The organism is Mesorhizobium sp. Arg314 (assembly GCF_053714275.1).
On record NZ_JBSKBP010000051.1, the window covers coordinates 13,399 to 30,325 of the forward strand.

General features: G+C 59.0%; 13 protein-coding genes and 2 pseudogenes. 7 read left to right on the forward strand and 8 right to left on the reverse strand.

All coding sequences use genetic code 11. The annotated features are described in order from the left end of the window. Positions 1 to 11: 11 nt before the first annotated feature. The 6 genes and pseudogenes from ACWGS9_RS30155 to ACWGS9_RS30180 form a co-directional block, all read right to left on the reverse strand. Positions 12 to 1,733 carry a glycerophosphodiester phosphodiesterase family protein gene (locus ACWGS9_RS30155; protein WP_454508668.1) on the reverse strand — a complete coding sequence of 574 codons (1,722 nt, stop codon included), beginning with the start codon at positions 1,731 to 1,733 and terminating at the stop codon, positions 12 to 14. 251 nt (positions 1,734 to 1,984) lie between these two features. After that, positions 1,985 to 2,136 (reverse strand): annotated as a pseudogene (locus ACWGS9_RS30160) (LLM class flavin-dependent oxidoreductase); the annotation flags it as partial. Then, positions 2,096 to 2,230 carry a hypothetical protein gene (locus ACWGS9_RS30165; protein WP_454508669.1) on the reverse strand — a complete coding sequence of 45 codons (135 nt, stop codon included), beginning with the start codon at positions 2,228 to 2,230 and terminating at the stop codon, positions 2,096 to 2,098. The gene ACWGS9_RS30165 and the pseudogene ACWGS9_RS30160, both read right to left, overlap by 41 nt. Then, a complete protein-coding gene (locus tag ACWGS9_RS30170; protein ID WP_454508670.1) occupies positions 2,227 to 3,189 on the reverse strand; it encodes an aldehyde dehydrogenase family protein in 963 nt (320 codons plus the stop codon). Before ACWGS9_RS30170 ends, ACWGS9_RS30165 begins: the two co-directional genes overlap by 4 nt. Before the next feature lie 157 nt (positions 3,190 to 3,346). Then, positions 3,347 to 3,463: pseudogene (locus ACWGS9_RS30175) on the reverse strand (hypothetical protein); the annotation flags it as partial. 24 nt (positions 3,464 to 3,487) lie between these two features. Further along, positions 3,488 to 3,673: a hypothetical protein gene (locus ACWGS9_RS30180; RefSeq protein ID WP_454508671.1), complete on the reverse strand. Its 186-nt coding sequence runs from the start codon at positions 3,671 to 3,673 to the stop codon at positions 3,488 to 3,490. A gap of 902 nt (positions 3,674 to 4,575) precedes the next feature. Between ACWGS9_RS30180 and ACWGS9_RS30185 the strand changes: the two genes are divergently transcribed. Further along, positions 4,576 to 5,508: a tyrosine-type recombinase/integrase gene (locus ACWGS9_RS30185; protein WP_454508672.1), complete on the forward strand. Its 933-nt coding sequence runs from the start codon at positions 4,576 to 4,578 to the stop codon at positions 5,506 to 5,508. A gap of 308 nt (positions 5,509 to 5,816) precedes the next feature. Here ACWGS9_RS30185 and ACWGS9_RS30190 read toward each other — a convergent pair whose 3' ends face one another. Beyond that, a complete protein-coding gene (locus ACWGS9_RS30190; RefSeq protein ID WP_454508673.1) occupies positions 5,817 to 6,860 on the reverse strand; it encodes a Gfo/Idh/MocA family protein in 1,044 nt (347 codons plus the stop codon). Between the two features lie 1,067 nt (positions 6,861 to 7,927). Here ACWGS9_RS30190 and ACWGS9_RS30195 point away from each other — a divergent pair. Next, positions 7,928 to 8,716, forward strand: coding sequence for an aspartate/glutamate racemase family protein (locus ACWGS9_RS30195; RefSeq protein WP_454508674.1), 789 nt, complete (start codon positions 7,928 to 7,930; stop codon positions 8,714 to 8,716). Positions 8,717 to 8,772: 56 nt separating this feature from the next. Continuing rightward, the gene (locus ACWGS9_RS30200) at positions 8,773 to 9,810 is read left to right on the forward strand and encodes an aldo/keto reductase (protein WP_454508675.1); all 1,038 of its coding nucleotides are present in this window, start codon (positions 8,773 to 8,775) and stop codon (positions 9,808 to 9,810) included. 183 nt (positions 9,811 to 9,993) lie between these two features. Here ACWGS9_RS30200 and ACWGS9_RS30205 read toward each other — a convergent pair whose 3' ends face one another. Then, the gene (locus ACWGS9_RS30205) at positions 9,994 to 11,433 is read right to left on the reverse strand and encodes an aminotransferase-like domain-containing protein (RefSeq protein ID WP_454508676.1); all 1,440 of its coding nucleotides are present in this window, start codon (positions 11,431 to 11,433) and stop codon (positions 9,994 to 9,996) included. Between the two features lie 333 nt (positions 11,434 to 11,766). Between ACWGS9_RS30205 and ACWGS9_RS30210 the strand changes: the two genes are divergently transcribed. The 4 genes from ACWGS9_RS30210 (at position 11,767) to ACWGS9_RS30225 (ending at position 16,050) form a co-directional block, all read left to right on the forward strand. Then, entirely contained in the window at positions 11,767 to 12,984 is a 1,218-nt protein-coding gene (locus tag ACWGS9_RS30210; RefSeq protein WP_454508677.1) for an NAD(P)/FAD-dependent oxidoreductase, read from the forward strand. A gap of 21 nt (positions 12,985 to 13,005) precedes the next feature. Further along, complete coding sequence (locus ACWGS9_RS30215) at positions 13,006 to 13,362, forward strand: Rieske (2Fe-2S) protein (RefSeq protein WP_454508678.1); 357 nt, start codon at positions 13,006 to 13,008, stop codon at positions 13,360 to 13,362. A 195-nt stretch (positions 13,363 to 13,557) separates the two neighbouring features. Continuing rightward, entirely contained in the window at positions 13,558 to 14,532 is a 975-nt protein-coding gene (locus tag ACWGS9_RS30220) for an aldo/keto reductase (RefSeq protein WP_454508680.1), read from the forward strand. A 96-nt stretch (positions 14,533 to 14,628) separates the two neighbouring features. Beyond that, positions 14,629 to 16,050, forward strand: coding sequence for an aldehyde dehydrogenase family protein (locus ACWGS9_RS30225; RefSeq protein ID WP_454508679.1), 1,422 nt, complete (start codon positions 14,629 to 14,631; stop codon positions 16,048 to 16,050). Positions 16,051 to 16,927 lie beyond the last annotated feature (877 nt).

A 16,927-nucleotide genomic window follows, 5' to 3' on the forward strand; every position in this document is an offset into this window, starting at 1 on the left:
GGCACAGAGCCTCACCGACGATGTGGATCGTTCATCCAGCTTGGCTTGCCGGTGATAACCTTCGGTGCGTCGATGATGGATGCCGGGTTGTAATGGGAGTCCATCGGGAAGGTATAATCCGCATCACTGCCACCGGTGATAAAGTCGGCTAAATAGAGTGTCTCCAAATAAGGATTGTCGGACACCAGCACGTCGGCATAGGCCTGCAGCGCGCCGAAAGTGGCGCGAAAATCCATGTCCGGACGACCGGGCAAGGTGATCGGCACTCCCTCAGCGCTATAGTAAAACTTCTGGCTGTTAACGGAGAACGCTTCGGAGATATAGGACATCGTGAGAGTTGTGCTGGCAAACTTCTCGCCTGCTGCCTGGAAATTCGCGGCCACTTGGTTCATCTCATCGAAGGCGTCGGTTCCCTCGAAGCGGGAGATTTCGACCATGGTGAGGTCGCCCAGCCTATCGAAGGAGATCAGCCAATCGACGGCCTGGGCCACCGACTTATTGTTCCTATGAGAAGACTGGACGTCCTCTGCCTTGATGAGGACCGGGATCAGGTTGACACGGTTACCCGGCTGGACCGTGACATTGGCCTGCTCCAAGGCATCAAGTACATTGGTTTTCTTTTTGTCCAGCTGTGCAACAACGCTGTCGGTAGTCGGCACATAGGTCGAATAGATCTTTATGCCGAGATGGCTGCGCACGTCAGAATTCTCGAGCGCCGAGAGCGACTTGACTGCCGCGATCGTTGATACCTCGTCCTTTGGATCGATGATCACGTTAAATTCATCGCCGTTGCTATTCTTCTCGCGAACGTAGTCTATGATACTCTGCATGTCTTCCATCTTTTGCGGATTGCCATTGCGATCGACCGCCGGCATACGCCCATTAGTGATAGGATTCCATATCGAGAGGTTCATGCTCTTTATCTCCTCAGTGGAGACATCGGAAATCAGGCAATTTTTCTCATCACCGGTGGTTCGCCCCAGGGTAGTGTCATGCGTCATCCACGCATGGCCGTTTTTATCGGCGCGAAGGTCAAGTTCAACGGCATGGAAACCATGCTTGAGCGCGTTGTCGGCGGCTGAAATGGTGTTTTCGAGAATACCCTTGGAATTATCGAACAAGCCACGGTGTGGCAGTATCTGCCATCTATGCGGATCGATGCCGCGGGCCTTGGTCTCGCCTCCGGTCAGGAAAAGATCCTTCCCGTAACTGGAGGTGCCGACTTCCTCCTCAGCGTCTCCGAGAGCAGACCTGTCCAGACCAAAGTTGGGTTTCCAATCTGCCTTGTTGCCGGCGACTAACCACTCGGTGATGGTCTTGTTGACGGTGCCGTCGACTGGATCGTGCGGGTCATTGGAGCCAAATTTTCGGGTCGTCTCGCCGCATGCAGGAACCGATGGAGTGATAGGCTCGCCGCCCCGCTTCACCCGGGTTTGCATGCTAGCCTTCGCCTTGTCCCCTGCGAGAGCTTTGATGGCACTGTCGACAAGCATCGAACGGTCGGTCGCCCCGCCAGCCACGGTTGAAGCGACAACCATGGTCCCAATGAAGGCTAAGCGGACCAGATGCTTGCACCAGCGGCGCGCAGCCAGGGGGAAAATGTTGCGGGAGTTGGGATGAACTGTCGATCGCGCCAACATGAGCTCTCTCCGTCGGTTCAGAATATCGCTTCCACCTCTCGCCGCTGACTGGACGTTGAGGGCGGCAACGGCATTGCCCGTGAGCCTTATCATGGGGCGATTCTCCTCGGTCCGAAAGGCGTTTGCCGAGAACCAACCACGTGCCGAGCCAAACCGTAGAATCGCCTTAGAACGACAACATGACGACGCCAATGCTGATATGTTGTGTCGCATATCCGACATCGTTTGATGATGAGCGTGGTCGAATTCCGCTTTGTCGGGGCTCCGGGTTGGAGGTCAATGGTCAAGCAGTCCGCCGACAACCCTGCGGTCCCTTCAAGGACCGATCTGAGCTCAGGTGGAGCGCTCGTAGTCGCAGCTGTGAGCGCCGGCGTCCGCCAGTACCCCGGTCGGATGGCGATCAGCGGTTCGAACAAGGTCGTCTGCGCTGCAAGGCAGCCGCAAGCGTGAAAGTGTCAGGACGGCCCCAGCCCGTGCCGGCCAATGCACCCTTCCAGCTTTTGATAGTAGATCATCAGCCGGGTCTCATCACCGCCCGGCAGGCGAATCAGTTCGGCCGAACAAAGGCCAACCGAGATGGTCTCGATCATGGCGCGGCGATCGTGGCGTCGATGCCGGCGGGATCACCCAGATCGACCTTCACGAAACCGTCAAGCGTGATGAGTGGGTCGTTGCGGTCGACGCCGAAGACCCGGGCGCCTGAGAAGCGGGCGAGCCGGGCAACTTCCCCGCCAATGCCCGACGAAGCACCGGTCACGACGATGGTCTTGCCTGAAAGATTCATGGCAGCATTCCTTTGCTTGCGGATCAGAACTGGTAGGCGATGGCCTGGTCCTTGACCGAGATCCACATCCATGGCGTGAATATCCTCGATATCGGCCGGGCCGCCGATGCGGCTGCCATTGCCCGATCTGCCGCGTCCGCCGAAGGGGGCGAAGGGGCCACCATTGGCGGTCTGGTCGTTGATATGGAGTTGGCCGACATTGAACTGTTCGCCGAGCGCCATGGCCCTCCCCACGGCGGCTGAAATCACCCCGGCGGCAAGGCCATAGTCCGACATATTGGCGATCTCGATCGCTTCCGCGTCCGAGCCGAACCGTCCTCCTCGAAAGCGCGCATGCCGGGCGCGACGCCAATGAGCGAGGATCAGCCCGGTCGCCATACAGATCTGGCCCTGATGCAGGAAGGCGCCCCGGGCGGCGTTTGGGGCGGCGATGTCGAGGTCGGCATCGTCGAGCACGATCCGCGCATTCTTGCCGCCTAGTTCGAGCTGCACCTTCTTGAGGTGCTTGCCGCAGAGTTCGCCTACTTTGGGGCCGCCGCGCGCCGAGCCGGTGAAGGAGACCATGGCGATATTGGGATCGGTGCACAGCGCCTCGCCGGCATCGGCCCCGCCTGGCACGATCTGCAGCACGTCCTTGGGCAGGCCGGCTTCTTCGAAGATGCGCGCGATGATGATGCCGCCGCTGATGGCCGTGCGCGGATCGGGCTTGTGGACGACGGCATTGCCCGGGGCCAGGGCCGCGGCAATGGCCCGGACCGACAGCACCAGGGGAAATTGAACGGCGAGATAACGCCGACCACGCCATGCGGCACCTGCTTGCCATAGTTGGTGCGGTCGTCGAACCCGGACAGGACAGAATGGTTGGCTGCGTCGCTAGGCCCGCTGCATGGCGGATGAACAAGGCGCCATGTTCGATCTCGATGCTGGCCTTGGGCTGGATCGAGCCACTTTCGCGCATGATCCAGCCGATCAATTCCTCGCCATTGGCGACGAGCAGGTCGGCCGCCTTGTTGAGGATGGCGGCGCGCCCGGTGGGCAAGGTCTTGGCCCAGGCACGCTGGGCCTAACGCGCTTCAGCCGCGGCACGGGCGATATCGGTGGGGCCACCGAGGCCGATGCAGGCCAGCAGCACATCGGTTGCCGGATCGCGAACATCCAGCACACCTGCGGAGGTCGACTGCCAATCACTGAACAGGGCCTTGCCGGTCCATTTCTCGACAGCCATGAAATTGGGGCTCTGGATATTCATGGCTTCGTTCTCCTCACGCCGTTAATGCGGCCATGTTCCTGGTGCCGGCCTGTGCCGGCTTGCCGCGTCTGACGGAGAGGCATGGAAGGGGGCACGCCCGGTTGACCGGGCAAACCTATGACGTCGGCGAACTAGCTTTTTTCGCCAGTCGCATTGGCCGTCATGAAGGCCGGAAAGGTCGACGTCCTCCCACGCCCGCTTACTGCCAACTCAAATGCAAAGACCCTGCCAGAAGCAGTCGATGCCGGCGCACCGACGTGTGACTTCCGGGTCGAAGTCAAGTGGCGCCAAGCGGTTTGCCCCCAAGCCAGGAGTGCCATCGGCTTGCCAGAAGCGAAGAGCCCGGCCGTGACCACCCCACCGGTGTCTTCATTCCACCCCGGCGGCCTGAAGCGCCCGCAAGACCAGCGTTTCCTGAGCCTGACCCAGGCTGAAGGCGATGCGTTTGCCCGCGGAAGTCGGCGACCCTTGTTGCATAAGCGGCGTTTTGTTGCGAACTTTTGGCGCAGCTTCCCGATGAGGAAGTGGTCTGGTATCCCAAGCCCCTCCCGGAACCGTTACGCGCGTCCCAGCAGGCGTTGGCGCGCGCTGTCCGCAAGGCCTCGAGCGGAGCCATCCATCTTCACGCAGGTTCTGCAAACAGGCCGGCCAGCCGAATTCTGGGCGCCGAGGCGACGCCCTCCAGCTCGAACCGGGCCAATCTGTCGAGATCGTCTGGACGCTCTGGGAACCCAGCGACTTCTTCGTTCGCGCCTCCTTCTCGGCCGTTACGCGGGCGGCGTGAACGGTTAGCTTGCCGCAGAGCGGCCGGGTTCGTGATCTGCGCGTTCGTCGGCCGCCAGCCACGTCGTTAACGCATCCTGAACCGGAAACGTCATATTCGAACTTCTTCGGAGGTTTCGATGTCGAACGACAGGTTGCTGGCGGAAGCGTGGCTGGAAGTGCTGGCTGTCGGAACCGCGGCGGACGGCACGATCGAGACCTACCAGGACGATCTCGACTGCTACCTTGGCTGGCTATCGTCCGCCGGGCTGCGGCTGTCAGGCGTGACGTTCGCCGGTCTCGTGGGCTATTTCGGCCATCTTTCCGCGAAGGGTTACGCCGAGGCGACCATCGCCCACCGCAGGGCCGTCGTTCGGACCTTGCACGCCTGGCTCTTCGCCGAAGGCCATGCCGAAGGAAACCCGGCCGCGCTGCTCGAACCCATGCGGCGCTCAAGGAACGTTCCGTTCGTGCTTTCGATCGAGGAGACCGAGCGCTTCCTCGATACCGCCCACGCGGCCGCAGCCGACGGCAGCCTCGGCCTTTACAGGCGGGCAGCATACGCGAGACGCGCCGCGCTTTTCGAGGCGCTGTATTCCTCAGGCATGCGCATCACTGAGGCGGTCCGCCTGCCAGCCTCGGCGCTCGCCAATAACCAAAAGATGTTCAACATACGCGGCAAGGGCGACAAGGAACGCATGGTGCCTCTAGGGTCGCGTGCCGTCGAGGCCATGCGGCTCTGGCGTTCCCTCGCGGCGGAATACGGTGTGGTTTCGCCGAAGTGGCTGTTCCATTCTGTGCGCGACGGCAGCAAGCCTACTTCGCGCTCTGCGGCGTTCAGGGACGTCCGGGAGACCGCCGAAATGGCCGGGTTGGCGCGGCCGGACGAAGTGAGCCCCCATGTGTTGCGGCACGCCTTCGCCACCCACCTGCTGTCAAACGGGGCCGACCTCAGGGCGATACAAACGCTGCTTGGCCATGAAGATATCGGCACAACGGAGATTTACACCCATGTCGACCAGAGAAGGTCGATCGACATGGTGGTGCGGCTTCATCCTCTCGGCGCGAGCTAGGTGACCCCCTGCCCTCGGATCAAGCCTACCGCGAAAGGTGAAGCCAGCCGTCGGCCCAGCTTCAGGTTCCTGTTCGATGGCCTCGCTCCTGCGGGGACTCCGAAGCCAGGGCCGCCGCGCCCCCCCGCGCCCTTGGAAGTGGCGTCCAGCAGGCTGGGTCCGAGGCCAAGCGACTGCACGATTGGTCCACAAACGGGGCCCTGCGCCGGGTAGGCTTGCGCTTCCTGGACAACGCCGTCGACGGCGCTGGTGCGGGTTCCCTCGCCCGTGCACCGGTCGTGGTCTGAACCATCGATTTCAAGCTTTGGCTATTTGATCGTTTCGATCGATATTACTCGCCCGGTGGTCGCCGACGTGATCGCGGCCTGCATGAGAGCGAGACTGCCAATATTGTCGCGTCCTACGCTTGCGATAGGTGCGACGGTGCCGCTCTCGACCGCTCGCGCAAACGTGGCCAAGCTTTCTTTGCGTCCGAACATTCCCATTTCGGGAAGGTCGACTGGCACTACGGGGTGGCCGCGCTTTCGGATCCTGACTTGATCGCCGTCCAATGTTACATCGCGGTCACCGCGGCAGGTCCAGATGATCTCGCCCTCGGCGCACTCCATATGCCACTCGCCGCCATACGGCGTCTCCACACCAACACTAAGCCAATTGCCGCGATAGGTGACGACGGTGCCTCGATCGAAGACGATCGTCGCAGCCGCTGCGGGCGGCTCTCTGAACGGACTCCCTTTCGGCTGCCAGGCAGTACAATATACCTGCCGAGGTTCCTGCCCGAGCACCATTCGCATCAAGTCAAAGTGGTGGATACCAAGGTCCTCAAGAAGCGGCTGTCGGAAGCCATAAAAGGATTCCTCTTCCGGCGTACAGTTCAAGGATCGCCGGAATTCAATGCGGACTGCGCCTACCGGTCCGAGCACTTGCTCTCTGACAAGCCGGGCGGCGCTGATAGCTGCGGGAAAGAAGCGGAAGTTCTGACTCACCATAAGTATTAGGTCGTAACGGTCCGCCAAATCAGCGAGACGCTCCGCCTCTACGGTCGTGGACACAAAGGGCTTCTCCACCAATACGTGCTTACCGGCCTCCAGAGCAAGTTCAACGAGAGAAGCATGGGCCCGGACGTCCGCCGTAATCAAAACAGCATCGGTGTCGATGGTCGAGAGTGCCGCCTCGAAAGTTGGGAAAAACCGGTCCGGCCGGGCTCCCAGCCGCACCTCCGCCCGCTTCAAAGCCTCGGGATTCTGGTCGACCCAACCTACCGCTTCGACCCCAGGAACCTGAGGGACGACCGTTTGAGCCCAATCCGCGCCCCATCCACCAAGCCCAACCTGAACTATCCGAGTTGTCACGATGCCACCTACCAAACACTGCCCGAAAACCAAACGCCGCTTCAATGGGGCCGCAGGACGCTCGCCCACATCGAGTGACCGAGTTCGCTCGCCGCGCCATCAACCCAGACAAACGGGTTGGTCTGTTTCCTAATTACTCGAGAAACAACCAGCGTTACGGACCAAAATGCCAAGGGAGAGGTGTTGCGTAAAGTAAACGTTATGTAAAATATTTCTTGCAGTCACTTAATCGGAACTCACAGCACGGCCGCTGCGAGGCTGCCAGGTAGGGAAAATTGCATGCCCACATTCGCGGAGACTTCGGTGCCCATTGACACACGCTTGGCATCCTCGGGCGCGTTTCTCGCTGTCTGGCAACTCCCTCACGTTGCAGGCGTGAGCCGGACCGCGGCCCCGACACCGCGCTCGCCCGGCACGCCAGCCTTGAGGCGAGCTGCCTCAGCGTTGCCGACACCAGCGCTGGGCGAGCCCAGAAGAAGTCCTGTTCTTGGCCAGCAGATCCCATATCAAGCCCGCAGCTCGAATGCGACCGCTACGGCTGCGGCGTGTGTTGCGGATAGGGAGGAAGAAGGCCTGAGCGGTCCAGGCGGCCTTCGCCGCCGCCCAGACGGTCTGCACGGGGCACAGGCCTCGTTATGCGGTCGAGGGCAATCACGCCTCGATGTCATTTCCTCAAGCCCGCAGGCTCGATTGCAGGTACGTTCAGGTCAGCGAACCGCACTGGGTTTGTCGAAAATAAGACACAGTCGTGTTCGCCCTGGCTCAGAGAAATCTCTATATGTGAAGGCCTAAATCATTGAACAATAAGAATAAAATACTTGAAAAAGGTGTTTCTGTGCACTTGGCACGGATCTTGAGAACTTGTCGTTGCGAGAAGCAAGTCTTATCGTGGCGTCAGCGCTCCTTCAATTCATCCACGCCTAAATGGAGAAACATGCATTGCGCGCCGCATCCGTAGTGTACAGCACCCGCTGGTGCAGCACTGGAGACATAGCTCCGCTTCTTGCCATAACGATGATTATCAATTCAGGGTGAAAGTAAATATACCTCTGCTTCGGAGTCGTACAATGTCTGGAGAGCAAGACCTCGGGTTAGACGTTATTCGTGCCCAACCGGGCACATATGGCTGCGGAATGGGTCTGGGGATCATGCTGTTCGATGAGGTATACCCCGGATATCCCGGTTCTGTGCGGAACGCGAGTGCGCATCCATACCCGGTTCAGTACGATGTAGTCGAAGGTGTCGACGCCGATCGGCTCATAATTCAGTCGGATAAAACCGCTTGCCTAGGACCCATACTGGAGGCCGCTCGTCGGCTCGAACGCATGGGGTGTCGAGCCATTGCTGCTGAGTGTGCTCACTTTGCGTATTTTCAAAAAGAGGTGGCGGCCGAAGTCTCGGTGCCCGTATTTATGTCGAGCCTTTTGCAGGTACCTCTCGCACAGCGGCTGACCGGAGGCACGGGACGCGTCGCCATTGTGTGTGCCTACCCTCGCCGGCTGACCGAGCACCATTTCGTCAGCGCTGGTATTGATCCCGGATCCAACCTTGCGTTGATGGGCATCTGCGAAGACTATTCCTGCCCGGAATTCGAGGATCTGTGGAACGCAGACAAGTGGGGCTCTGCGGTTCCGATGGCCAGTTTCGAACGCGCCGAAGCCGAGTTCGTGAGTGCGTGTAGGGACTTCGTTTCCAAGAACCCTGACCTGCGCGCACTGGTATTCGGGTGCACAGGGCTTCAGCCGTTCGCACGTTGTGTGCAGCGTGCAGTGAGGTTGCCTATTTTTTCTTGGGGTACGCTACTCGACTTCGCCTTCTCAGTTATCGTTCATCGTGAGCACCACGGGCACGTTTAAGGCGCTCCGCCCGCTCCTGTTCTGGCATGTCATTCAATCCGCGGGAAAGATCCATCATGCGATACAACCAGCTTGGCAATACGGGCCTGTTCGTCTCCGAATTCTGCCTCGGTGCTCTGACATTCGGTCCTCCCGACGAGACCCTGATCGCTAGCCTCGACCAGAAAGGCGTGAACGAGATCGTTGGTCGCTCGATCGCCGCCGGCATCAATTTCTTCGACACCGCAGACGTCTATTCCTTCGGACAATCGGAGCGGCTGCTCGGTCAGTCGTTCAAAGACCTGGGCGTCAAACGCTCGGACGTCATCGTCGCCACCAAGGTACACTGCGCCATGGGCGAAGGCCCCAACCAGCGCGGCTCTTCGCGCGGCCATATCATGAATTCGATCGACGGCAGCCTCGAACGGCTGCGGACCGATTACGTAGATCTCTATCAGTTGCACGCCAACGACACTGTGACCCCAATCGACGAGACGTTGCGGGCGCTCGACGACCTCGTCTCTAGCGGGAAGGTCCGCTATCTCGGCCTCTCCAACTGGCAGGCCTGGCGCATAGCCAAGGCGCTCGGCATCGCCGAGCGCCTTGGCTATATGCGTTTCGAGACGGTGCAGTCCTATTACTCGATCGCCGGCCGCGATCTCGAGCGCGAGATCGTGCCGCTGCTCAACGAGGAGAAGCTCGGACTGATGGTCTGGTCGCCGATGGCGGGCGGGCTGCTGTCGGGCAAATACGGCCCGGGCGCGCCGGACAATGGCAAAGGGCGCCGCAACAGCTTCAACTTCCCGCCTGTCAACGAGGACCGCGCTTGGGCGGCTGTCGCTGTCATGCGCGAGATCGCCAAGAAGTACGACGTCAGCGTCGCCACGGTGGCCCTGGGCTATGTGCTCAAAAAACCTTTCGTGATGAGCGTCATCATCGGCGCCAGTTGCATGGACCAGCTTGAACAGAACCTCGCCGCCACCGGGCTGAAGCTCCGCGCTGATGATCTCGCCAAGCTCGACGAGGTCAGCGCGCTACCTTCCGAATACCCCGGCTGGATGCTGGAGCGCCAGGATGCTGGGCGGCGTCCAGCGCCTTTCGTACCGAACTCGTAATTAGCTAAATTTGCTTCATACCCCGGGCAGGCGCGACTTAACTATTCAGACCCGCAACCTGGACGCTCTCAAGCGCTAAGTTCCCTCGCCGACCTCCTCGTCCCAGCCATCCCAACGAGCGCCTCGACGAACTGCTGCCCGGGCAACCGCAATATGGCATGACTAGCCACGCGCTTATATTACTTACCGCCCGACCGACCTGTGCATCATCTCACCCAGCTTCGCCAAATAAGTTTCGTTCTGAGCGGTCCATGGGAACGAAAAGTTAAGCGCCACGAAATTTCGGAAGGAGGCCTCGATCGAGAAAATCGGACCTGGGAGAAAACTGAAGTCGGCTTCTACGGCTTGGAGCAAAGCACCAGTAGCATCGAAGCTGACTGGCCCTCGCACCCAGCACATAAACCCGCCGACGGGAGGCGACACAACACATTCGCTGGGAAAATGCTCCGCTATCAAATCGAGTCCCCGTCGCATCCTCGCGGCGAGTGTGCAGCGCAGCTGCCGCAAATGTCGATCCTGACTGCGGGTCGCCAGAAACGTGGCGATCGCGCGCTGGACAACACCATCGCCGCTGTTCAGTCCATGTGTATACTGGTGGGTCATCAAGCGTCGTGTGTGGGTGCCGGCAAGTATCCAGCCCAAACCATAGGCTGGCGGGAGCGAGACCATGAAACTCCCAAATTGCACCACGATGTCGGAGGGGTCGTATTGCTTGAAGGAAGGTTGTCTGCTGCCATCATAGTTCAGATCACTGAACATATCATTTTCCAGGATAAGTACCTGGTGTTGGCGAGCGATTTCCACAACACGGCGCATTGTCTGCTCGGAATAGGTCACGCCTGTGGGGTAGTGATGGGAGCCCATAAGCAGTGCCACGCGAACAGAATTAGACCGGACAAGATGCAGGAATTGTTCGGGATTGATACCTGAGCGCGGATGGGAATACAGTTCCACCACCGAGAGGCTCTTGCGGTTCAGCCCGGCCAGCATAGGAAAATAAGACGGACTTTCGACAAGAATAATGTCTCCCGGCTTGGTAAATGCATTGAGGCACATGTCGAAACACGACATGCCGGTATTGCCGATAACAATTTCTCCGTGCGATACGACGCTTCCCCGCCTTGATGCGCGACGCGAAATTTCATGTCGCAACTGCACGTCGCCTTGTGGGGAATCGCACCCGACAAGCCGGGTCTCCCCCTGGCGCAAGTGCTGCCGCAGCAGGCGGTCTATGTCGCTGCGGTCGAATAGGTCCGGGCTCGGGTAGAAGCTGCCGAATGCCCCAAGCTCATTTGAATACCAAATATGGAGCAAAGCCTCAGGCAGATTTCTTACCGCCTCTCCACCAAAATCGTCGGGATTGTTCCCGGGGGTTGTAACTGGCGCCGACGCACCGACGACATAGAAGCCGGACCGGGGCCTGGCCTCGCAAACTCCCTCAGCCTCCAGGAGCTCGTATGCATGATGCACTGTCATCGGGCTATAACCGGTGTCTTCGCTTAACTGCCGAACAGACGGCAGGCGATCACCGACCCTTAGAGTCCCTGTGCAAATGCGGCGTTTGATGAGGTCAACAACGGATTCGTAGCGGCGCATGGCCGATGTCTTGGGAACATGGGTCATAGGATCGGGAATCCAATCGTAACTGGCACTCTGCGGTGTCTGCACAAGAAACCCGTTTTACATCAAATGCACGATGGAAGGCATTCCGATCCGGTGCGGCGGTTGAGACTTCCGCACCGCCCCCGTCCAGCGAAGCAACAATATGGATCCTTCTGACCGGCAAAATAGACAAAACCCGCCTATTCCGCGGAGCACAGTTTCTGGCGGGAAGGCGGTTCGGGTTTTTGCTTTGACAACCGGGCCGTCTGTGCTGAACGAATTTGCAGGAATTTGACACTGGTGCATCTCCAGATTTTTGGCTTCTTTCGTACATGTTGGCGCTGAGGAAGGCTTATGGAAACGGTCGTGATCATCGGAGGAGGACTGGCAGGACATCGTGCTGCCACAACGCTCGCCGGGCTGCGTCCTGAGCAGCGCATCATCCTCATTCATGGCGAAAGAGGGACACCTTATGACAGGCCGCCGCTGTCCAAGGAGTTCCTCTTAGAGGGCAAGAGGCCGACTCTGAAAGGGCCTGAGCTGTATGCAGACCGCGTCGTTTTCCGAGATGGAACGAAGGCAACGCTCATCGACCCTCTTCGACGCCTCGTCCACACCGACAACGGCAATCCGGAACACTACGACAAACTTCTGATCGCTACCGGATCTCGGGTCAGGCAGTTGGAAACCTTCAGCGTGGACCCAGCGCAAGTTCATTATTTGCGCACTGAATCAGACGCTTTGCGATTACGTGCAGCTCTTGGGCGAGGCCGACGGCTAGCAGTCGTCGGCGGCGGCTTTATAGGACTGGAGGTATCGGCGAGCGCTCGCCGCTTGGGCTGTCAAACGACGGTCTTTGAGCTGGCACCAAGACTGCTGCCGCGCAGCGCGTCACTGTCTCTATCGGAATGGGTCGCTGCGCGCCACACGAGCGAAGGTGGTCAGGTCCGTCTGAACTGTGCAAATATCCGCATGTCGAACAACTCAAAGGGCGAGGTCATTCTGGCCTGGGATGGCGGGTCGGCCGTTGCTGACACAGTCCTTATTGGCATCGGGATTGGACCTAACGCGGAAATAGCCGCCGATGCCGGTATCGACACCGCGGACGGGATCATTGTGAATGCGCGATGCGAAACGTCCGTTCCGGGAATATATGCTGCCGGAGAGGTGACAAATTATCCTGTCCCCTCGCTTGGTCGGCGGATACGCAGTGAGAGCTGGACTGTGGCCGGCGATCAGGCAGTAGTGGCGGCACAAGTCATCTGCGGTCTGGATGCCCAGTATCATGACCTGCCCTGGTTCTGGTCCGATCAGTGCGGCGTGACCATCCAGTCATTCGGGCTGCCAGCCCTTGCCACAGGCCTATATCGCCTTGGGGATGTTGCGAGCGAACGATGGCTGGAGATCGGCGTCGATGATCACGGACGTTTTGTGAGTGCCGTGGGCGTGAACCCTGGTCGCGACATGATGCAGCTCCGCCGAGACGCAAAGGCCGGCAGGCCCATATCGCAAGACATCATGAGTCGGGCTGAGGAAGTCGATCCGTCCGATTTGTACCTTGCAGCTGGCTAATTACGGCACTCGGAGAGAAGCGTGACAACAGCAGAAATGAGCAAAGAAGCGACGCCGCAGAATTCTGAATGGATAACATTTTGCGCCCTTTCCGATCTTCAAGAGGACACCGTAACGCCGTTCGAAATCAACGATAAACGCATCGCTATCTACCTGATCGACAACCAAGTTTATGCAACCGATAACGTGTGCTCGCACGCGTTCGCTCTTCTTTCCGACGGTTGGCTGGAGGGAACCCTTATCGAGTGTCCTCTGCACGGTGCGCAATTTGAAATCACGTCCGGGGAAGTTGTTCAAGGTCCGGCCGAGTGCCCGATCACCGTGTTCGAGACGAAGGTGGAAGGCGGCCAGGTCCTGGTGCGTCTTCCCGTACAGTGAACAAATGTGTTGCGCGCGACAAGCGGCGCCGAACACGCTGTAGGTTAGCGCGCGTGCACGTGTTCGAGTGGCTAGGACAGCGCGATGGGGCAGACTGCATCGTGGCTCGCAAACCAGGTGCCGTCGGAGATCTGTGATATCGCTGCGGTTCTGCAGCGTTGGGTTTGCATCGACCAGCTGACCTTGGGGGACGGGGTGGATTACGTCAACGTTGGAAGGACCGGCCTCAAGGTCTCTCGGATCTGTCTTGGCTGTTTGAGCTTCGGCCTGGCCGAGCGTCGCTGGGGTTTGAGCGAGGATCAAAGCCGCCCGATCATCAAGCAAGCAATTGAAGGCGGAATCAACTTCTTCGACACCGCCAACACCTATGGCAATGGCGCGAGCGAGGAGGTGCTGGGCCGAGCTGTGCGTGACTATTCGCGGCGCGATGAGGTGGTGATCGCGACGAAGGTCTACTACCCGATGAGGGCCGATCCAAACGGACGCGGCCTATCACGCAAGGCGATCATGTCGGAGGTGGAGGCAAGCCTGCGCCGCCTCAACACTGATTATATCGACCTTTACCAAATCCATCGCTGGGACGACGCTACTCCGATCGAAGAGACCCTCGAAGCGTTGCATGACATTATCAAATCCGGAAAAGCTTGGTATATCGGGGCATCTTCAATGGCTGCATGGCAGTTCTGCAAAGCGCTCCAGCTCGCCGACAAGCATTTTTGGAGCCGCTTTGTCAGCATGCAGCCGCACTACAGTCTTCTTTACCGGGAGGAGGAGCGCGAAATGCTCGCTCTGTGCCAGAGCGAAGGCGTCGGCGTCCTACCGTGGGGCCCTCTTGCGCGCGGGCGTCTCGCTCGCCCTTGGCAGGACGAGCCAGAGACTCTTCGCGGGCGCACCGACGATATCGGCGCAGAAATCTACGCTCGAACCCAGGAAGTGGACAAGATAGTCGTCGACCGTCTCACGTCGCTGGCGCAAACGCGGGGCCTGCCTCATGCACAGCTTGCCTTGGCATGGCTGCTTTCAAAGCCTGTGGTAACTGCACCCGTTATCGGTGTCACGAAGCTGCAGCATCTTGAGGACGCTTTCGAGGCCGCCAGCGTGAAACTATCGGAAGATGAGATCAAATTTCTCGAGGCGCCATACGTGCCGCATCCAGTCTCAGGAATTTAGCTGGAGGCGTGAGGTCGGCAGCGAGTACATCTCAATCAGCCTCAATCGCGCACGGCCCTTAGCGCCCACGGATAGGAACAAACACAGGAGCGGCCAATGGTCTCGCGCATGAAATTCTACATCGATGGCGTGTGGACGGAGCCCGCATCGCCGAAGCGAATGGCTGTGGTGAATCCTGCCAGCGAAGAGGCCATGTACGAAATAGCTCTCGGGTCGAAGGCTGATGTGGATGCGGCGGTAGACGCAGCCAAACGGTCATTCAAGACCTTTTCCAACACATCACGCGGCGAGCGCCTCGCGCTCCTGGGAAGAGTTATCGATGTCTACCATTCAAGGATTGCAGACCTCGCGGCATCCATTTCCGACGAAATGGGCGCGCCTTTGGGGCTTGCAAACAAAGAACATGCTCCGGCAGGCTTGGCCCATTTTGAAACCATGCGCAGTCTTCTTGGGCAATACAAATTCGAGGAACCGATAGGCTCGGCGCTGGTCGTGCGAGAACCAATTGGTGTGGTGGGGATGATCACGCCGTGGAACTGGCCGATGAATCAGATCGGGGCCAAAGTCGCCCCAGCGCTCGCGGCCGGCTGCTGCATGGTCTTGAAGCCTTCCGAGTTCACGCCAAGTTGCGCATTGATCTTCGCAGAGATCTTGCACGAGGCTGGAGTGCCGCGCGGTGTTTTCAACCTCGTCAATGGCTTGGGTCCTGAGGTCGGCGCTGCAATGAGCGAGCATCCTGACATCGACATGATGTCGTTCACCGGTTCGACGCACGCGGGTGTAGACGTAGCCGTCCGCTCTGCCGCCACAGTCAAGCGTGTCAGCCAGGAACTGGGCGGCAAGTCCCCCAACATCATTTTGGACGATGCAGATCTTGAAGAGGCTGTCGCTGGCGGTGTCGCTTACATGATGATGAATACTGGCCAGTCATGCGACGCGCCCAGTCGAATGATTGTTCCCGCGGCCAAGATGCGGGAGGCCGCGCGCATCGCAAAAGCGGCTGTTGAGCAGATAACGGTCGGTGACCCACGAGCGGTGGGCACCACTCTCGGACCCGTCGTCAATCGGACTCAGTGGGAGAGAATTCAAGCCTGGATCGAAAGGGGTATCGCAGACGGCGCGACGTTGATTGCAGGCGGTACAGGACTGCCAGAGGGTATCAATAAGGGCTACTTTGTTAGACCAACCATTTTCGCAGATGTAACCTCCCATATGGCTATCGCGCAGGAAGAGATTTTCGGGCCTGTTTTGGTACTGATGGGGGCCGAAGACGAAGCGGACGCGATACGCATCGCTAACGATACACTCTACGGTCTTGCCGGCTACGTTACGTCCGGGTCGATCGAGCGTGCTCGCAAGGTTGCTCGGCAAGTGCGCGGGGGCAGTGTCAACATCCAAGGGGTGTTTGCCGACTGGGCCGCGCCATTCGGGGGGTACAAGAGATCGGGAAACGGCCGTGAATGGGGAAGATTCGGGATGGAAGAGTTCTTGGAGACAAAAGCGATTGCTGGATACTAACTCGAATAATTGCCGGTCTTTCGGTCTTTCTTGGCGAACCGGTTGCGTGCACACGCGGTCCAAGCGATCGGATGTCGGTGAGCGAGGTCGGCACGGCCCTTTGCGCGCCAAGGCGCAATTCTGGTGCTTCTGACAGGCTGATCGGTGTCTTCCAGCCCCTCCTGATAACGCAATCTCTGATATTGCTGACCAACGGTCCAGCCAGATCAGACAAACTCGACCATCTCCGCCGGGACGCCCCTGTCGGCCTGGCGATCTGCAGTAATATCGAGCGTCGTCATCAGTTGCTCAAGCAACCTGATCCAGACCGGTAGGCGTGGCGAGACGCCTCCGCGAGCGCTGAAAGGCCGCCTCACTATTGGGAACTACCGTGCCCAGGCGCCGGTCTACGCTACTTCCTGCGGACGGCGCTAGTCGCTGGCCTCGCCAAGGCGTACGCCAACGGCTTGAAACCGAGAAGCGAATTTTACATAATAAAAATATCACAAAACATTATCAATTTATGACACCCGCCAATCTCGACCTTGTGCTATTCGTTGACAAGAAATAAGGGTGCGAGCACTGCTCCGCGTACGGAAAACCGTCATTATAGACGCACACATGGTTACTAAAAAAGAACTTCTTCTCTAGGCCTAAGAAGTGGCGAATGTCACCTGCCCAGAAGTAGAATCGAGGCGAACCCCTCAGACAAGCGAATTCCGCCAAAGGAGAAATACATGAGGATTATGTCGTTCAAACCGGCCCACGATGGCACAATCGCGGCGTTGGACGCATCATCAGCCGAGCTTATCTATTCATACGTACGCATACGCTGAAGGCCGCCTACTGACGCGTACCTTGTGGCGTTAGTGTCCGCTTAAATTAAGTGGACGCTTAG